Here is a 19,536-nt window from a genome sequence, read left to right as displayed (position 1 = left end):
AACTTGCAAATAGTAGTTATTGGTTAATGGTTAGTGGCTAGTTGTAGCAATTTGCTTTTAGTTTACTTAGTTCTTTGATGTAATTCAGGATGACTACGAAAGTGAGTGATATTGATAGTTTGAATTTTTCTGAAGCGTGGAGTATTCCGCAAGCGCCTACTGGATACAAATCGGGTTTTATAGGTATTGTTGGTCGTCCGAATGTTGGTAAATCGACATTGATGAATCAACTCGTGGGACAAAAAATTGCCATTACTTCGCCCGTGGCGCAAACTACGCGAAATCGCTTGCAGGGAATCTTAACCACACCGGAAGCACAACTCATTTTTGTCGATACGCCAGGAATTCACAAACCGCACCACCAACTCGGCGAAGTTTTAGTTCGCAATGCCAAAATTGCAATTGATGCGGTTGATGTCATTTTATTTGTCGTCGATGGTTCGCAACCCGCAGGCGGCGGCGATCGCTTTATTGTCGATCTTCTCAGTCGCACAGAAAACCCTGTGATTTTGGGCATCAACAAAATCGATCAACAAGCATCGCAGCAACTCGATTGTACTTATGAAGAGTTAGCAACACCTCATCAATGGCAAATTGTCAAGTTTTCTGCACTGACAGGCGACGGGTTAGACACGCTGCAACAATTACTTGTTACGCATTTAGAACCAGGACCATACTACTATCCGCCCGATTTAGTCACCGATCAACCTGAACGGTTTATTATGGGCGAATTAATTCGCGAACAAATTTTGCTTCTCACGCGCGAAGAAGTTCCCCACTCGGTAGCTGTGACGATTGATCGCGTTGAGGAAGATACAACAATTACGCGCGTTTTAGCGACAATTCATGTGGAACGCGACTCGCAAAAAGGTATTTTAATTGGCAAGGGCGGTACGATGCTGAAAGCGATCGGTTCGGCGGCGCGAGAACAAATGCAAAAGTTAATCGCGGGTAAAGTTTATCTGGAATTATTCGTGAAAGTGCAACCCAAATGGCGACAATCGCGTTTTCGGTTGTCTGAGTTGGGTTATCGGGTGGAGGAATAATTTGTATTTGTAATCGAAGGGCGACTTCCAGTCGCGACGACACAGACAAAACCCGCCTGCGCGGGTTATGAATCTAGACTGTGTTTGTAATAGCCACGAATCATAATAACGCTTGTTGTAAAAAGACGAGTAACGAGTGTTCGTATTCAATTTGAGAATTTGCTGTTGTCGTGGAGTAGATTTTGAGAACAAATTGATTTGTCGGCGTGTGAACAAAGTATGTTGTATGATTTCCTCTCTGCATTGTCGGTTGTAGGATCATCTCAGTGAGAAACGACCAAGAATTAACAATAATTTGTTTTTCTAATTCTGATAACTCCATCAAACTGACGTTAAAATCGATAATTACGCTGATTTACCCAAAAGCTCATCGGTACAGCACGACCTTGAGCATCAACTTTCACTTCGACGACAAGCGATCGCTGTTGTTGGTTGCGTTGGGCTTGTGCAATGCTTTGATTGATTTCATCGCGCTGCGCTTCGGGCATATAATATGTTTCTAAGCCGTAAGTAACTGAGTTTCCAGTAAACTTTCCTTTAATCGCAACTTGATTTGCAGCGATTTGCGGGCGATCGCGACTAACGCGTACAGGTTTCCACGCGGTTGGTGGTGTTGAACTCGATGTAGGCGCTTCGAGGGTGACATAAAGGTTTGTTCCTATGGGTACATCATGAACCAAAGGCGCGCTAGTATGCTGTTGCGTTAACTCTTGCCAACCAGGAAGACGCTGCAAGTTGTTAATTTGGGAAATATCATAGCTGAGTGTTTGCGAATAACCTCGTAATGGATCGTAAGGATCGACAGGGACAGTTTGCAGAATCGCGGTTTTTCCGGTAAGTTGCGTATAAAACGGCTGCGCTGGTGCAGCTAAAATAATTCCTGTTTGAAACAGTAGTGGTAGCCATAGCCGCCAAAATGGAATTTGCGGAAGTTTTTGCGGCTTTAACGCTTCAGGTGTTGTCTTAACACGAGATGTCATACTGAATCCTTTCAAAACTATGATTTTGCTGGATGGTGAATGCGAATGTGGCGTTCAAACCATAGCCCTACAGCCATGACACCAATGCCACATAAAATGAACACTAAGGATTTGAAGAGTAATCCTGTCGCAGATAGCAAAAATACGTAGAAAATCCGTAAGCTTAATAGCAGCATTCCACCCCAAAAGGCGCGTCTTCCTCCTTTAGCTAATCCTGTACGAATTAACCCTGCTGCAAAGAGGAATAACATGACATTGAAGATAAAGGTGGCGTATGGTGAAATGTTCGCTACCTCAATATGCCAAAAAGTGACTAAAGCAATAATGCAGATAAACACACCGACAACAATGGTAGTCATATTTTGTTGACGACGGCGACGGCTTTGCGAAGTCATTAAACTAATCCATTGCCAAACTGCAATACCAGCTAAGACGACTGCATCAATGAGCAGCAGTTGGTTTTGTCGCGATGGAGTATTATACTCGGTAGATTGCGCCAAAGAGTCCCAAAAAGCGGTTGTGGCTGCAAAGATGAATAAGACTCCCAGAGTAAATAAGGCTAAGTTACGCGCGATCGCTTGAAATGAACCAAATTTGAGATGGCGATCGCTGTGTCTATGTAGTCTAAGAAAATTACCATGCACCAGGGGTGAGTCATCATAACTCCATAACAAAGCTGCTGGTAGCGCAAACGCAATACTTGTTACCCAACCGCTTTGAGACGTTCCCCACACGAAAGTTTGGAGATTTGCTTCTAAGGATGTGACAATGGCGATCGCACCTAGCGCAAAAATCCAACCAGAACGACACCAATAAGCTAACGGGATAAATAATACTACTGATAATAGCGGCATATGTTGCCCGATGAGCGACGACCATGTTACTTCTGTTATTGCAGCTGTTGACCAACTTTGGGCGATCGCGCTTCCCCAATATCCCCAATATCCCAGCCACAGCAATATAATTGACAACACGCCCAACGAAGTTAACCGCAGGCTGTATGCCATTGCTAACACACCAATTCCCCAAGCCAGTAATAATTCATAAAATGGCGCATTGATGTGAAAAATTTGCCCCATCAATCCCATATTTGCACCCAGAATCAGTGCCCCCAAAAGCAGCAATCCATGTCCTAGGCGTTGTCGCGATTCTTTAGGGTGTTTCCATAACCAAAAGCCTGCAATATTAACACCGATAAACAAACTTAGTAGTAGTGTGACTTTACCAAGTCGCGGTAATTCTTGCCAATTTGCAGCTACAAAGGTAATAATTCCTAAACCGATCAGAATACTACCCAAACCAACTAAAATGGCGATAAAACTATTACGGGCTGTGCTATCAAGCGTGTTAAATTGATAGCGTTGTGATAGCTGCTCGTATTGCAAATCATCTATGAGTCCCTCAGCTTGCCATATTTGGGCTTCATGGCGTAACTGGTGACGAAACTTATCCGAAGTCACGTCAGCCTCCTACTGTATATAAGTTTATATTTTAGTAATAGATAATAAGGGTGTGAAGAATAGAAGTTACTTCATTTTCCGCTTCCAGTTTTCCGCAAGTAATGCTTGATTACACCTATTTACTTAAGATTATTTGATAAAATTGATGCAGCTTGGTGTCATAGTTATAAGTATTTCTCAGTATATATTTATTGTGAAGTTAGCACTCTAAGTCTATTGCTTGTAGTGTGACAGTTTTGTCTGTGGTTTTGCAAACAGGGCGCAGTCGAGACATCTACGCTACATTTATTTTAAATTTTGATAATGGATAAACCTTCAAACTTACTAATAAAATTAAGTTGTCGCTTGTTTGATGACACAATAGAACAAGAAAAATTTATTAATGCATTGATTCATCCCCAACCATTTCACCCTTGTATTCTTTGGTGTCGAGATCAGAAATCTCCATTTAATGTAGAGTTACCAATATCTTGGCAACCACCTTTTATTGAACGTTTATCTTTAGGCGAAAAACCTGGTCAACATCCGTTACATGATGAAGGTTATTATTACTGTTTAGACTTTTCTTCAGTCTTTGCAGCGATGAGTTTATATGCAGTGCGATCGCCTATAAACACTGTATTGGATATGTGTGCTGCACCAGGTGGTAAAAGTGTATTTGCGTGGCGGGCATTACGACCACAATTACTTGTATGCAATGAAGCAATTAGCAAACGTATTGGAATGCTCATTTCTAATTTAAAACGCTGTCAGATTCATTCTTCAATAGTTTTAAATAAAGATTCCAGTTATTTAGCAGAATCCGTTCCTAATTCAAGTCAATTTGTCATTGTTGATGCTCCTTGTACAGGTCAATCTTTACTAGCAAAAGGCGGTAAAGCCCCTGGATGCTTTCATCCTACTACAATTAATAAAAATGCGAATCGCCAAAAGCGAATTCTAGCTAATTCAGCACAGTTAGTAGCACCACAAGGGTATTTAACTTATATGACTTGTACGTATTCGATTGAAGAAAATGAGCAAGTGTGTGAGTGGTTTTTGAGTAAGTTTCCGCAGTTTCAAGCGGTAGAGATTCCTGAGTTAGTAGAGTATCAATCTTGTCTTTCTCGTATTCCTTGTTATCGATTGTTCCCACAAAGTAAATTAGGCGCGGGGGCGTTTACAGTGTTGTTTCAAAATACTGAGGTGGGGAAAGTTGAGAATTTGGATGTTGAGATGTTGCAGCGGGTGGGAATTAGGTATAAGTTGGACGATACGTAGACGCATAGCGGTGAGCAGCGCGCTGGGTGGCTGCGACTGCGAACCCGAAGGGCTTAAGGCTACCACTAAGGCACATAGACGCTCGTAGGGCGGCTTCTCGTAGAGTAGGACACGAAGGAAGAGGTTACGGAGGGTTTATTGGTGGGGGAGGATTTCTAGTTCGTTGTAGCCTGTTTGAGAATCAAGGGTGCGTGTGAAGGTGAAGTCTTTTGTGGTTCCGATAACGATTTCTGCGGTTGTGTAGATTATGCAACCGTTGTCTAAATGTCCACCAATGGTTTTTCCGTGTTTGTCTGATATGCAAATGTGGAGATGAATGCCGTTTGTGGTTAATGTACCGTTGAGGGAAAGTATTTCAAATTTATCGGTTAATACGGTACTTTTCTCTTGATTAGCGAAGCGAATTGTTGCTTGTTTGAGGCTACCTATTGCGCTCAAAATAAAACCTGCTTTGATATTTTTTTGAAGAACAAAATTCTTTAGAATTTGGCGTAAATCTGTATCTGGTTTTAGTCTTAATGCTAATACTTGCATTGGTTTTAATTAGTAATCTTACTGAGTTACTTTAATTTGAACAAAAATTGTTTCGGTGATTTTACTAGCGTGATATTTGACTGAAATTTATAAAATAAATGCAATAAAGTTTTTCTACGCTTGTTTAGTTCAGTTAATGAGTAATCGGTAACGAGTAACTAGGAAAGAGGTATTTTCTGCAATTACCAATGACCAATTACCACTCTCAATATTACGTTTATTTTTACTTATTTACCTACTAAGTTATATGTCTCAGTTTCCGCAGTGTGAGAATTTGTCAGCGCAGGTTGAAAGTCTATTACAATTGTTGCATCAAGAGCCAGCGCTGCGTACTCAAGATACATCTTCGGTACAGTCTTCGCTTCGCAAAGTTGTTTCGCCAACATTTGAGATTGTCTTTGCTGGGGCGTTTAGCGCTGGTAAATCAATGTTGATTAATGCACTGTTGGAACGCGAACTTCTTTATAGTGCTGAAGGACATGCTACGGGGACTGAGTGTTATATTGCTTATGCTGAACCAGAAGCGGAAAAGGTTATTCTGACTTTTTTGAGTGCAGCGGAAATTTGCGAACAAGCTGAGGCGTTGTGTCAGCGGTTGGGTTTAACTGCACAAGTTAAAATAAACGAGCCTGAAGTCATTACTTTGCTGCGTCAAGGATGCGAACTCATTATTCAACACGAAGGTGGTGAGAGTAAATCTGAACGCGCTAAGCAAGCGAAGGCGTTAATTTTACTACTACAAGGTTTTGAGGAAAATCGCGATCGCATCCACAGTACGAATCATACTACGTATTCGATGGAGCAGTTTAATTTTGCTAATCTCAAGGAAGCTGCAAGTTATGCGCGTCGCGGTAGTAATAGTGCAGTTTTAAAGCGTGTCGAGTATTACTGTCATCATCCGCTTTTGCAAGATGGCAATATTCTCATAGATACCCCAGGAATCGATGCGCCAGTACAAAAGGATGCGGAATTGACGTATCGCAAGATCGAACATCCTGATACTTCAGCAGTTGTCTGCGTACTCAAACCCGCTGCTGCTGGCGATATGACGAAGGAAGAAACGGAGTTACTAGAAACGATGCGGGGTAATTCAGGAATCCGCGATCGCGTTTTTTATGTTTTCAACCGCATTGATGAAACTTGGTACAATACGCAACTACGGCAACGGTTGGACGATTTAGTTATCTCGCAGTTTCAAGATACCCGCCGCGTTTACAAAACAAGTGGATTACTTGGCTTTTACGGTAGTCAGATCAAGCATACCAGTGAAGGCGATCGCTTTGGTTTAGACTCTATCTTTGCTGAAAGTGTCAAAGGTGTTGAGGGTAAAGAAGACACACCGCAATTTGTTAATGAATTTAATCGCTACTGTGCTAATTCGGGTAAGCTTTCGCCAAGTAAGTTTCGCATTTCAGTAAATAGCTATGAAACGCCGAATGAAAACTATCTCCGAATTTTAGCCGAACAAGGTACACTCTTGATCGAGCAGTTAATTACAGATAGTGGTATTGAAGAATTTCGGAGTGCAATTACTCAGTATCTTACCGAAGAAAAACGCCCGCAGTTATTTGCCACTTTAGCAAACGATTTACAGCCGTTGTGTATCAGTCTGCGGAAACATTATATGGATGCGCAGCGCGAATTGGATAGTCAACCGCGTGAAATTGATGCAATGAAAGCGCGGGAACTCGAACTTCTTAGCCAACAATTACAACAAATTGGTAAAGAATACGCAATACATATCGAAGCTGAAGTTAATGCGGTAGTTACGAATACTTGTACAGCTTTTGAAGACGATTTTCGCAAACTCCAAGCGCGGATGATTCGCCGTTTAGATGAATTACTCGATACATTTTCAGTTGCAGATGCGTATAGTCGCGCTACACTCACTTATCCTCGTAATGCAACAGCACCATTAATTGCTATTTTAGTCGAGGCGCTGTATTACTTAGCAAATCAACTTGAAGATATTTTAGTCGAATCGTGTCAAGAAGTTGTTAGTAGCTTTTTTCAGCGTTTAATTGAACGAGTCCGCAAGTCAGACTATTATCGCAATTTGTATCGACTTCTTGGTAATGATAGCGGAATTGAACAGCAATTAAAACTATTAGAAAAAAATGTCAAGCAAGCTTTAATTAGTGCTGCAAGAGTGGAGTGCGATCGCTTTGTGCGCGAAAGCCCCAGATTTTACGACGAAGGAACTTTTTCAATCTACCACTTCCGCCAAACCCTACAGCAAACATCGCAAGGTTACGACTGCGAAAGCATGATAGAAGCCGAACCCGCAATCCGCCAGTTATTAAAATTAGATTTTGAACCCAAAGTTTCCGCAACAATTCGCAAAAGTTTCCGTCAGGCTATCAACAATACAATCAAAACTCTCCTAATACCAGCAGCAGATAAGCAAGCTGATGAAATTCTACAGCAATACACTCACGCCCGTGCTTATTTAGAGCAAACCTTAGAGCAAGAAGTAGAGGAGAAGATCAGAAGAAATGAGCAGTCGTTAGCTGATATATACAATAATATTACCAGTTATAACCAAGCTATTTCACACATCAATAGCTGTTTACAAGCAATGCATCTACATGAACATTTGCTTCCTAAAATAGAAGAAAATATTCTCAAATACAATGATGCTATTCTTAATGCTTTTAAAGTGACAACTAAAAATATATACAGTTAAAACATTTTATGACTTCAGAATAAAAATAAAGAATATGAATAATCGATTTAAGACTTTAGATAGCGATTTTGCAAATAAAGATAGTGTAGTTTCCTTCACGCATTCAATATTTAAAATTGGAGAATTAGCTTCATTCTTGAATGTAATTCTTCGTGATATAGGAATAAAAGAACTTTATAATAGGTTGGTTCGGGATGGAAAAGGGCAGATACCATTAGATAAAAATAATGAATGGATTGATAGTGGGAAAAGCTGCGAAATTCTCGTGCCTGGTACTAAAGGTTGGCAAAAGGGAACATTAAGAATCAAAGTAGCTTTAGAATTTTGTCCAGATACACTAGAAATAGAAGAAATATCGCCAAAAGATAATAAACAAACTAGTTCTAATGAACAAATGCTAGACGAACTTCGAGCACAGATTAAGCAAATTAACTAATTTTTTAGAAAGGAAAGTGTGAATCCAGAATTTAATTGTTTAGACCGTGAAGATGTTGTATCTGTATATTCTGAACAGATCTTAGTCAATAATCGTACTTTTACGATAAATGAATTTGTTACAGCAATAATGGCTATTATAAAAGGACATAGTGGATGGACAGAAGAGAAAGCAAAATGGTTTACTGAAGGAATAGACTGTAAACTACTGAAGCCTGGAGCTAAAAGTTGGCAACGGGGAAAAGTAAGAATTACTTTAGAATTTTGTCCTGAAGAGTCAGAAGTACAGGAAAGCTCTACTCGTAATCAATCACAACTAGATAGTGGTAGTTCTCCATTAGATGCTATTCGTCAGATGATGCCAAAAAATGGTCAGTAAGAGACTTTATGGCTAAAACACTACAAATTCGGATTCTGTAAGCGATGAGGAAATATGTGTTTGAGCGCGATCGCCTACAATGTCAAAGCTGCGGTAAAACTGCAATAGAAAATCTCACCATCGATCGCATTATTCCTCTCGCCCGTGGTGGGAAAAACGATATCAGTAATTTACAAACTCTCTGTCGCACCTGTAACTAGCGCAAAACTCACAACCTCGCTCCCTGATTTCAACGCCGTTATAATCTTTAGTCAAGTTAATTCTTGCGAGTCCCTCTTTAACTCTTTTCTTCCTGTCCTCTGTGGTTTGTTCAAGATTACTATACAAAAATGCTTAACAAAAAAAAAGCAAAGGGAGGCTTGTATAAGTCTCCCTTACTTTTCACAGCTATATTAGAGTTGATGTAACCAAGCACTGACATCGACTCCTAACTTTTGTCCTAACTTGAGTAATGGACGCAAGTAATCAAAATGTGCTTGATGAGATTTGTCACTCTGGATTTGAAGCGCATCCACACACACAGGTACAATTTGACTGTGTAAACAACTAAAATACAACTCTTGCGCGCGTTCCAAAGACCAACCAAGTTGCAACTGATAGGCGATATCTATCAAGCGTTCCAAGTATTGTACATCTGCCTCAACTGTTGCAGGATTCGTGTCATACAGTAGTTGCCAGAGCGATCGCACAATCAACTGCTCTAAAATTTGCTTACCTTCAGGAATATTCAACCGACAGCGTAAATGCTGCGCTTCTGTTGCGATCGCTTGCAGTTCAAGTAAGTAATTACTACTCTCTTGTACTCCACTCACATCAGACAGCGATCGCAATGTATTCAAACAGCGATTTCCCAATGCAATTTCTGCTGCGACTTGCAATTCTTGCGGTACTGTTAATTCGTCGCGATGAAACGCCATCACTACGCCATAATTATCGCGGTAAACCTGCGTATACAACTGATCCAATCGCGTCAGCGTTTCCTGACTTAATAATCGCATAATTCTGTGACGTTCTTCTGCAAACAGATGTTGTAGATTAAACGACTGATCCCCGAACATCTGCGTCATTGCTAAAATCGTCTGCGCCGCGCTTGCTTGTTGCAACGCTTCAAACAATTTATCTTTCATCTGGCTATAAGCACGACGTCCATTAAAAGGCTGAATGCAACAATGAAAATCCCAGCCTCCTAAATGCAACACCGCAAACACCAAATGTTCGCTTTCCCAAGTAATCTCTGAAGTCAGCCGCAACTGTCCTACAGCGAGTGTCAACGCTCCCATGCGTTGCAGTTGATAATCTAATTGTTGGGCGGTGTAGCAATAGACGTGCTGCTGTGAAGAATAGCGAATATTGCAAGAAGGTACGAAGCCATTATTTTGACTGCGTTCTAGTTTATGGTTGTTGAACAACGAAGTAATTGCGTACTGTGCGGCGACTTGCTGAAAACTAATTTGAGCAGAAACGACTAAATGTCGATAAACTTCACCACCGTGTTTAAAAAAGTCAACATTACTCGGTGCTTGCGTCAGCCGCTTAATAAACGCTTTTTCTAGTTGTACGCCTGCGACATCTCCAGCTAGTTCCAACGCTCGCGCCGCATAGCGCAAAATTTGCGTTCCTTCTGGGCGCGAAATCTCTTCAAAAAACCAACCGCAACTTGTATACATCAACAACGTATGACGCTGCATTTCTAATAAGCGTAAAGCGTCGATTTGTTCCGCTGCGCTCAGTTTCCGTGTTTGATGGCGACATAGAAAACGATTGATATTCGCCGGAGAGCGATCGCGGATCACTTGAATATATTCGTCTCTTGCACCCCAGGGATCGCGGAAGAACTGTCTTCCAGCTTCCTCATACACCTTAATTAATTGATCCCGCAACCAATCTAAAGCTTGACGCAAAGGACGCCGCCATTTTTGATGCCAAACGCCACCTTCACCGCCGCATCCACAATCATCTTGCCAGCGATCGACGCCATGCGCGCAACTCCAAGCAGTAACGGGCTTAAGTTCAACTTCCCATGTAGGAGAATTCAAACTGAGATAATGCGCAAAATTCGTCACCGTCCACTCGCGGCGGGGAAACTCCTCTGTGAACGCATACGCTAAAGTTTTCTCGGTTCCACCTTTGTGATGACCAAACGTTTCTCCATCCGTCGCCACCGAAATTAACTGTGCTGGGCGATGATCCCCGCGTACTGCCGATCCAATTCGTCCTGCAAGATGCTGCGCATTAAATAGCACATCACTAAATCCCATATCGCGCGAGATGGGACCATCGTAGAAAAAGATATCAATATAACGAGTATCCGACGTAATTTCTTCGCTTTTCTTCAAATAACAACGATACGGGCGTGTGGGATCAATTTGACTTCCGCCTACTTCATGCCATTGCGTCACAGGCTGATCATCGCTGGGGATCAGACGACATCGCTGCGCTTGGGACGGTGCAAGAATAATAAACTTAATTCCTTCTGCGACTAATGCTTCTAAGGTTGCATAATCTACTGCCGTTTCGGCTAACCACATTCCTTCGGGATCGCGTCCAAACCGCGAACGAAAATCTTCTTTACCCCAACGAATTTGCGTATATTTGTCCCGCGTATTCGCTAGCGGCATAATGATGTGGTTGTAAACTTGCGCGATCGCATTACCGTGACCATTGAGGCGATCGCAGCTTTTACGGTCAGCTTCTAAAATTCGTTGATAAACCTCAACATCGTAACGTTCCAACCACGACATTAACGTAGGACCAACGTTAAAGCTCATATACTCGTAATTATTAACGATCCCCACGATCTCACCGCGTTCATTCAGCACTCTGGCAAACGCATTCGGGCGATAACATTCGTAGTGAATGCGTTCATTCCAATCGTGGAAGGGTGCAGCACCTGGTTGGCGTTCAATCGCGTCAAGATAGGGATTTTCCCGTGGCGGTTGATAAAAATGACCGTGAACCGTAACGTAAACGCCTGTAGCTGTCTGAAGAGGATTTTGCGTAGCAGATGCTTTAACGCTTTGATCCCCTAAGCTTTGAGAAGAAGCAATCATGTAATACTATCCAAATTCAATATGAAGGGAAACCTAATGCTATACCCGATGCCATCACAGCCGAATTCGATACTCAACAAGTCAGCATTTAGGGAGGTAAAAAGATAAATTTAGAGCCTGGGCACTTGTTGCGGTTGTTCAGTGTACTTTCAGCAATCTTTGTATTTTATTAACCCAGACGAGAGCATTGCCTCACTCCAGAGGTCTAAATCCGCAACAAACCTCTACAATGACCATTAAACTCTAGAAATCGATTGAATTTAAGACTATCTTAATGTTTTTACAATCAGACTTTGATTTGTTAAACAAAGCTTCATCTTTGGTTACGACTGATATCAAAACTTAACAATACATTTGTAGTTCACAAATCTGTGCAACTTCATGTATAGCCATAGTCAATAGAGTTGGGACATTATAAAAGCTCGTAGTGATTTCCCTGCCTAGGATTATAACCCCTGACCCTTGACCGCCGACTGACCCCTGACCTCTTCAAAAAGCGAGTATCCTAGAGTCGAGTTGCAGCAATCAAGCATTGATTGTAACGATTACCCTTGCTCAAAGTTGAAAATGTCAGTTAAAAATATTCTATTTTCGGTTCTGCTGCTATTTGTTCCCATTTCCTTAGCTGCCCATTTTTTAAAGTGGGGCGAGTTAACAGTTTTTATCACAGCTGGACTCGCAATTTTACCCTTAGCAGCGTGGATGGGGACTGCTACTGAAGAAATTGCTGTCGTGGTAGGACCACTTCTCGGAGGATTACTCAACGCGACATTTGGAAATGCTACCGAACTTATTATTGCGTTAATTGCGCTCAAATCAGGTCTTGTTGATGTTGTGAAGGCGAGTATTACCGGTTCGATTATTGGCAACTTACTTTTAGTTATGGGGCTTGCCATGCTACTTGGAGGATTGCGCCACAAAGAACAAGAATTTCAGCCTGTTGTCGCGCGAGTTAATGCAGCCTCGATGAATTTGGCGGTGATTGCCATTTTAGTACCAACCACCGTTGACATTACCTCAAGCGGAATTAGCGAAGCTACGATCCAAAACCTTTCGATCGCAGTTGCTGTCGTGTTGATGTTGGTATACGCACTCACACTGCTATTCTCGATGAAAACTCATTCGTATCTTTACGATGTAGGTGTCGCAGAAATACAATCAACAGAAACTGATTCTGTAACTGACGCACACACCGAAAAGCCTAACCTCTGGCTATGGGTTGGAGTTTTATTTGCAGCAACGGTATTAGTTGCAATCGAGTCAGAATTTTTAGTTGATTCCCTCGAAGTCGCCACATCACAACTAGGATTGACAGCACTTTTTACCGGAGTCATTCTTGTTCCGATCATTGGTAACGCCGCTGAACACGCTACCGCAGTCACCGTAGCGATGAAAAACAAGATGGATCTTTCACTGTCTGTCGCTGTAGGTTCAAGTCTACAAATCGCGCTATTTGTCGCCCCAGTTTTAGTATTAGTTGGTTGGTTCTTCGGTCAACCGATGGATTTAGACTTCAATCCTTTTGAACTCGTCGCTGTTGCTGTCTCTGTACTGATTGCCAATTCCATTAGTTCCGATGGTCGTTCCAACTGGCTAGAAGGTACGTTACTTCTCGCTACCTATACAGTACTAGGACTCGCTTTCTACTTCCACCCGATCATCGACGGTATTGGCTAGAGACAAGAGGCGCAGAAGGTAGGCGGGTAGGTGAGTAGTAGGGTGATTGCGTAGGAGAGAAAAATAGCAACTAAATTTCTCAATCTCATACACCTCGCCTACTCCACAACGCTCCTACACTCCTACTCTTTCACTAACTACTAGCCACTAGTCACTCTCTAACGATACATATGTTGATCTAACAGTTGTTGCGCTCTAGGCTTGTAAATCAGATAAAATAGCGCTTCTAGGTAACGCAATAAATCCTCGCGGTTTTCCTTGGAAGTAAAGTTCCAAAAACCATAAATTCGTGCCAAAGATAGTAGCCTTGTGGTGTGAATTTTCCAAGTATAAGTGCTGTAAACGCGATCCATCGCTCGTGTCGAAATCTCGTACCAATAGTTGGGATTTTGTTCGCATTTAGTAACAAAATCGAGAATTTTCTCGGCGGTTTCTTCTAGATGTGTTGGGTTGATGTAGAAGCCATTCACCTTGTCGTTAATAATTTCGAGTGGACCGCCAAACTGCGTTGCAAACGTTGGTAATCCTGAAATCATCGCTTCGAGAATTGTCAAACCAAACGCTTCAAATAAAGCTGGTTGAACAAAAATTCCTTGGCGATCGGCAATGACGCGATAAATTTCACCAGAATCAGTTTTAGAAAGGCGTACCCCTAGCCAGCGAAATTTACCATGTAGATTGTATTGATCGATAATACGATAAAGCTTCTCAATTTCGTCACGTTCTTCGTTGTCACTTGACTCTTCGACGCGTAACTTACCCGCAACTAAAATTAAATTACAATGTTCTTGCAATTCTGGACTTTTACCAAAGCATTCGGCTAAACCTGTTAAGTTTTTAATACGGTCAAGACGCGCCATTGAGAAAATAGGGCGTTTGGTCGGATCGTCGAGTTTACCAAAGATTTGACTGGCGTCTTCTTGGGTAAATAGCAACTCTTCGATGCGGACGCGATCGCTTTCGACACGATCTTCCCACCGCGAATACGGAAAATAGTACGTCTCATTCACTCCAGGTGGTACGACGTTGAATTTGGGACTGAATAACTCAATACCGCTGACAACGTGATACAACTCAGGCATCGTAAAGCACTTGTACGACTCGTACTGTCCAACGCTATCAGGTGTTCCGACAATTTCTTGATACGTGCTGCTGATAATAAAATTCGCCGCGTTCATCGCAATCAAATCAGCAGTGAATTGCAAGGAAAAATGATATTTATCTTCTAGATCTTGCCAGTACAAGTTACTAAACAGGTACTTCGACTTTTCTAACGCGTGGGCAATATTACACTGCGTTACCTTCATCCGCCGCGCGAGTAAAAATGCTACCAGATTACCATCAGTATAATTGCCAATAATTAAATCTGGATTACCGCGTAACTCGGATCGCAGTTCTTTTTCCGAATCAAGCGCAAATGTTTCTAGATAAGGCCAAAACTCGAAGCGCGAGATCCAGTTTTGCGTCATCTTCGGATTAAATTCCCGCAACGGTACGCGCAAAATCCAAGCATTGTCTGTACCGTGAACTTTTTCTAGACGCTGGTTACACAGAGTACCATCGCTGTTAGGAATCAATCGCGTGAGAATAATCACTTTAGGTTGAACATTGAGGACATCTAAGCCCGCAAGTGTCGTATCTTCTTGTAATTGTTTTTCTAAACTTCTTGCTTGGTCAAGGACATACACAACTTGACCACCCGTGTCAGGTCTTCCTAAAACGCCTTCTTGACCAAACCAACCGTGGGCAGACACCAATACAATTTTAAACACCATTGGAATCCGCGAAATAAATGCTTCCAATGTTTGGTGGTCTGGAGAGTCGATGAGTTCATCAAGAATTTCTAACGTTTCGGCGACTCGACCCGCAGTATTTCCCCAACCAGGTTCAAACCCCATCGCTTGCAGTGCGTAGCGAAACTTCTCGTAGGGTTCTTCGTTATCTAATTTACCGACGTAGGTTAGCGCTTTTTTGATTTGGTCTGAAAGTTGTTGTTGCGATTGAATTTGTCCGTTAATTAGCAGTTGGCTACCTTCGTATTGATGCAAGCGCAGAAAATCAAACAAACTCTCTAGCCATTGTCGTGGATCTTGGAAGAGTTTACTTGATAGGTAGCGGTTAAGATATTGTACGCCTTTACCAATATTTTTGGGATCGCGAATCGCCGGAGAGTAATCGTAAAACGGCTGAAAATCTAGTTCTAATATATCACCTTCGTTAGGATGATAGCGGTTGACAAAGCGATCGCGTACATCTAAAAGTTCTTGCACGCTCAATTCTTCGGCATTGAGATCTTCAGTTAACCGATAAACTTCTTGACTGGCAATTTTGGGGCGAATAATTAAACACAGGTTGCCATCTTCTTGTAAAATTTCCTGTGTATAATAGATCAGCTTACTTAAATTAGAGGACTGAATAAAATCTTCTGATTTTTGATGCTTATCACAATAATCTGCGTAAGCACTCAAAATATCATTACGCAATAAATAACGCTTTTCCTGATGACGAATTTCACTAACAAACGAGCGTAGATCGCTTTTCTCTTCACTATTAATGACAGCCTGGATTAACTCCGACATGAGCACTCCCTACATTGAAACATTACCTTTATAGCAACTAAACGGCAGAATTTTCAGCCGATGACTCATTTCAAATCAAAAAAAATAATGCGATCGCCTGCTGTCTACAACACCACAATCAGATTGACTTTTTATTAGTACAAATGTTTCGCTAACTTTGATTTCAGCAACTCATCGTTGGATGGAAATAGTTTAACAACGCTTTCTGTTATCTGGTAAAATAATTTACCTTTATTTTCATAAATTTTCAGTATTACCTCAACTAAAAAATAGGCGAAACTTTGCATCATCTCGCCTATGTTCTACTGTAATGTAATTCGTCCGGAAACACTTGTTACAAAGAGTACAATTCACCGAATTTTCGGCGGATGTAAGCAATGAATGGCTCAATACTCAAAGCTTTTCCTGTTGCCAGTTCTACAATTTCAGCAGCAGTATACTTACGTCCATGCTGATAAATATTTGTTTTCAACCAATTATGCAATGTATCAAAATTACCTTGTTCGATTTCCGTAGAGATATGCGGGTGTGCTTGTAAGGCGGCTTGGAAAAACTGCGCACTCATCAAGTTACCAAGTGTATAACCTTGGAACATTCCCCCGATCATGCCACCATACCAATGGACATCTTGTAAAACGCCATGAGCATCATTCGGTGGTACAATACCCAAATCACTACGATAGCGTTCGTTCCAAGCTTGCGGCAAATCGCGAACAGCTAAAGTTCCTTCGAGAAGTTGCAATTCTAAGTCAAAGCGAATCATCACGTGCAGGTTGTAGGTGACTTCATCCGCATCGGTACGAATCAGCGATCGCTCAACTTTATTAATCGCCCGATAAAACGTCTCTAAAGCAACATCACCTAGTTGTTGCGGAAACTGCGCTTGTAACTGCGGATAGAAAAACTGCCAGAAATTGCGGCTACGCCCCACCATATTTTCCCATAACCGCGATTGACTTTCGTGAACGCCTGAAGAAGTTCCACCAGCTAGCGGCGTTGCTTCAAAATCACGATTAACGCCTTGCTCGTACAACGCATGACCTGTTTCATGAATTGTACTAAATAACCCTTCATTCAAGTCATTTTCACGAATCCGCGTCGTAATTCGCACATCACCTGTTGAGAACTTCGTCATAAACGGATGCAACGTTTTATCTTGTCGCCCTCGTTGAAAGTCGTATCCGAGTTTTTCAATCACCTTCAAGCTAAACGCGATTTGTTCGGCTTCAGGAAAATGCTGATGCAAACACGAAGCATCGGTGACAGGCTGTGCAGAAATCGCTTCCACAATCGGTACAAGTTGCTGGCGTAATTCAGCAAATAGTTCCCTAACGCTGGTGGCTTTCATGCCATAATCGGCTTCCGCAATCAACGGATCGGCGATATGCTCGTAACCAGGAAAGAAATTAGCAAGTTCTCGACTGAGTTCTAGTGTTTTTTCGAGATACGGTTGAACCGCCGCAAAATCATTCGCACTCCGCGCTTTTGCCCACACTTCATACGTTTCAGTCGAATGTTGCGAAAATCTCGCAGTGAAGTCAGCGGGAATTTTGACGGCGCGTTCGTAATCGCGGCGCGTGACGCGAATCAAGCTTGCTTCATCCGAATCTGGCGGTAAACTCGTTTCGTACGAACTTAAATCTTCTAAAAGTTGTCCAATTGCTGGATCGGTAAATTTTGTATGCGCAATGTGGCGTAGCGTTGCGAGTTGGCGTCCCCGCGCGGCTGCACCACCTGGGGGCATATACGTTGCTTGATCCCAGTAAAGCAGTGATGCGGCTGACTCGATGTCATTAATTTCACTCAGACGGGTTTTTAGTTCTTGTAGTTTGGGATGCGTTTTTTCCAGCGTCTGCATAAGTTAGATGGTGATGCTCATTTTCTCTAGTGTGCCGCAGACAGAAACGATGTTGGTAATTGGTAAAAAGAATCTATTACCCATTACCTAACCTAAAAATACCCATTTTCTGCTAAAAACGCAGGTGATACGGCATCAACCACCGAATCAGCAACTTGATAATGAGTACCCGATTGAATTAGCTTCTCGACGTATTTACCTAAAATATCTCCTTCCAAATTAACTCCATCGCCAGGGCGGAGATACTGTAAGTTTGTTTCAGCATACGATAGCGGAATCACCGCTACTTTAAATAAATTGATCGCTGGATGCCAATCCGCAATAGTCAAGCTGACACCGTTAACGGCGATACTCCCTTTCGGAACAATGTAACGCGCGATCGCATCAGGTGCGGTAAATGCCATTTCCCACGACGTCGCCGTTTGCTCAGCGCTTTGCAAATAGCCTACACCATCAACGTGACCCATGACGAAATGACCGCCGAGTTTGCTGCCAACTCTTAGCGCGGCTTCGAGATTGACAAAGCGATCGGGATGTTGTCCTAAAGTTGTGCGTCGCAGTGTTTCTGGCGATGCAGTGGCGACAAATCCTTGCGGTAATACCTCTGTAACCGTTAAACAAACGCCATCGACCGCAACGCTATCACCCGTGGCAAGATCCTGTAGAATAGCGTCACTACTGTGATGACAATTAATTTGCCAGCGATTGCCCCCTAGCGATCGCATCGTTCCCAATGCTTGAATTAACCCTGTAAACATAGCATTTCTGTTGTGAATATCAGTATGAATTAAGTCTAAAAGCTTACAACTTATGAGATAAGTAGAGGAATGACCTGAGAAGACGTGTTTTCTTACTTTTATCTAACTTATATATAGTCAAAGCTAGTTTAATCTATCTACATCAAGATCAGGGCATACTTGGGATAAGTACATTTTAATGTGTCTATGCTGGAATGACTTAGCAGAGTATTGCTACCTAATTTTTGCGTAAGTAGGGCAATTAGTTCTGTGACAGCCAAAAATAGAAGTATATAGAAATTTATGTGTTTCCTTCTGACTGCTATGACAAAGGATTCTAGAGGCTACGCCAATGATTGAAATGAGAGTCGCTGGCATTGCAATAGATGCCGTAAACCGCAGCCCAATCGTGCTTTTGAAAGATGGTCAAGAGCGACGCGCTTTACCCATTTATATCAACCAAGATCAGGCAAAGGCAATTATTGGTGCTTTAGAAAATCAAAAGCCTCCGCGTCCTCTAACACACGATTTAATCGCTAATATCTTGGAAGCGTGGGGCATGACTTTAGAACGGATTGTAATCAATGCCATCCAAGACGGTACTTTTTATGCGCTACTCACCGTTAGCCAAGGAGAAGTCAAAAAAGAAATCGACGCCCGTCCGAGTGATGCGATCGCGATTGCGCTGCGTACTAATAGCCCAATCTGGGTGATGGAAGAAGTTGTAGCTGATGCCTCGATTCCGGTCGATCGCGACGCGGATGAAGCCGAACAGCAAGCATTTCGCGAATTTCTTGCCAATCTCCGCCCTGAGGATTTAATCAAGGGAGGCGGCTTTATGGGCGAAAGCTAGAA

At 42.2% G+C, this 19,536-nt stretch carries 16 protein-coding genes; 8 read left to right on the top strand and 8 right to left on the bottom strand.

The genetic code is table 11. The features are described from left to right. Positions 1–89 precede the first annotated feature (89 nt). Positions 90–1,046, top strand: a complete 957-nt coding sequence (gene era, locus GLO7428_RS02085; protein ID WP_015186898.1) for a GTPase Era — start codon at positions 90–92, stop codon at positions 1,044–1,046. A gap of 100 nt (positions 1,047–1,146) precedes the next feature. On the opposite strand, the gene GLO7428_RS02080 is transcribed toward era, so the two are convergent. The 3 genes from GLO7428_RS02080 to GLO7428_RS02070 are packed head-to-tail and all read right to left on the bottom strand — an operon-like array spanning position 1,147 to position 3,486. Further along, the gene (locus tag GLO7428_RS02080) at positions 1,147–1,368 is read right to left on the bottom strand and encodes a hypothetical protein (protein WP_015186897.1); all 222 of its coding nucleotides are present in this window, start codon (positions 1,366–1,368) and stop codon (positions 1,147–1,149) included. A 10-nt stretch (positions 1,369–1,378) separates the two neighbouring features. Further along, complete coding sequence (locus tag GLO7428_RS02075; protein ID WP_015186896.1) at positions 1,379–2,026, bottom strand: GDYXXLXY domain-containing protein; 648 nt, start codon at positions 2,024–2,026, stop codon at positions 1,379–1,381. A gap of 17 nt (positions 2,027–2,043) precedes the next feature. Further along, complete coding sequence (locus GLO7428_RS02070) at positions 2,044–3,486, bottom strand: DUF2157 domain-containing protein (RefSeq protein WP_015186895.1); 1,443 nt, start codon at positions 3,484–3,486, stop codon at positions 2,044–2,046. A gap of 303 nt (positions 3,487–3,789) precedes the next feature. Here GLO7428_RS02070 and GLO7428_RS02065 point away from each other — a divergent pair, with 303 nt between their 5' ends. Then, entirely contained in the window at positions 3,790–4,746 is a 957-nt protein-coding gene (locus GLO7428_RS02065; RefSeq protein WP_015186894.1) for an RsmB/NOP family class I SAM-dependent RNA methyltransferase, read from the top strand. 135 nt (positions 4,747–4,881) lie between these two features. Here the strand turns inward: GLO7428_RS02065 and GLO7428_RS02060 are convergent, their stop codons facing one another. Then, entirely contained in the window at positions 4,882–5,280 is a 399-nt protein-coding gene (locus GLO7428_RS02060) for a PPC domain-containing DNA-binding protein (protein WP_015186893.1), read from the bottom strand. A gap of 247 nt (positions 5,281–5,527) precedes the next feature. On the opposite strand from GLO7428_RS02060, the gene GLO7428_RS02055 reads away from it, so the two are divergent. From GLO7428_RS02055 to GLO7428_RS26405, 4 genes are read left to right on the top strand one after another with little or no spacing between them, the layout of a single operon-like run. Further along, the gene (locus GLO7428_RS02055; RefSeq protein WP_015186892.1) at positions 5,528–7,966 is read left to right on the top strand and encodes a dynamin-like GTPase family protein; all 2,439 of its coding nucleotides are present in this window, start codon (positions 5,528–5,530) and stop codon (positions 7,964–7,966) included. A 34-nt stretch (positions 7,967–8,000) separates the two neighbouring features. Beyond that, a complete protein-coding gene (locus GLO7428_RS25805) occupies positions 8,001–8,402 on the top strand; it encodes a KGK domain-containing protein (protein ID WP_015186891.1) in 402 nt (133 codons plus the stop codon). Between the two features lie 18 nt (positions 8,403–8,420). Then, positions 8,421–8,780, top strand: a complete 360-nt coding sequence (locus GLO7428_RS02045; protein ID WP_015186890.1) for a KGK domain-containing protein — start codon at positions 8,421–8,423, stop codon at positions 8,778–8,780. Positions 8,781–8,824: 44 nt separating this feature from the next. Continuing rightward, on the top strand, positions 8,825–8,980 hold the full coding sequence (locus GLO7428_RS26405) for an HNH endonuclease (RefSeq protein ID WP_015186889.1): 156 nt from the start codon (positions 8,825–8,827) through the stop codon (positions 8,978–8,980). Between the two features lie 192 nt (positions 8,981–9,172). Here GLO7428_RS26405 and GLO7428_RS02035 read toward each other — a convergent pair whose 3' ends face one another. Then, a complete protein-coding gene (locus tag GLO7428_RS02035) occupies positions 9,173–11,830 on the bottom strand; it encodes a DUF3536 domain-containing protein (RefSeq protein WP_015186888.1) in 2,658 nt (885 codons plus the stop codon). 567 nt (positions 11,831–12,397) lie between these two features. Here GLO7428_RS02035 and cax point away from each other — a divergent pair. Next, entirely contained in the window at positions 12,398–13,507 is a 1,110-nt protein-coding gene (cax, locus tag GLO7428_RS02030; protein WP_015186887.1) for a calcium/proton exchanger, read from the top strand. 158 nt (positions 13,508–13,665) lie between these two features. Here cax and GLO7428_RS02025 read toward each other — a convergent pair whose 3' ends face one another. The 3 genes from GLO7428_RS02025 to GLO7428_RS02015 form a co-directional block, all read right to left on the bottom strand. After that, complete coding sequence (locus GLO7428_RS02025; protein ID WP_015186886.1) at positions 13,666–16,086, bottom strand: sucrose synthase; 2,421 nt, start codon at positions 16,084–16,086, stop codon at positions 13,666–13,668. 334 nt (positions 16,087–16,420) lie between these two features. Then, positions 16,421–17,944, bottom strand: coding sequence for a carboxypeptidase M32 (locus tag GLO7428_RS02020; RefSeq protein ID WP_015186885.1), 1,524 nt, complete (start codon positions 17,942–17,944; stop codon positions 16,421–16,423). A gap of 92 nt (positions 17,945–18,036) precedes the next feature. Further along, entirely contained in the window at positions 18,037–18,702 is a 666-nt protein-coding gene (locus GLO7428_RS02015) for a riboflavin synthase (protein ID WP_015186884.1), read from the bottom strand. 331 nt (positions 18,703–19,033) lie between these two features. Here GLO7428_RS02015 and GLO7428_RS02010 point away from each other — a divergent pair, with 331 nt between their 5' ends. Beyond that, entirely contained in the window at positions 19,034–19,534 is a 501-nt protein-coding gene (locus tag GLO7428_RS02010; protein ID WP_015186883.1) for a bifunctional nuclease family protein, read from the top strand. Positions 19,535–19,536: the final 2 nt, after the last annotated feature.

It is taken from the genome of Gloeocapsa sp. PCC 7428 (assembly GCF_000317555.1).
GTDB lineage: Bacteria > Cyanobacteriota > Cyanobacteriia > Cyanobacteriales > Chroococcidiopsidaceae > Chroogloeocystis.
Note: the sequence above shows the minus strand (reverse complement) of the source record. Positions and strands in the feature narration are given on the sequence as shown.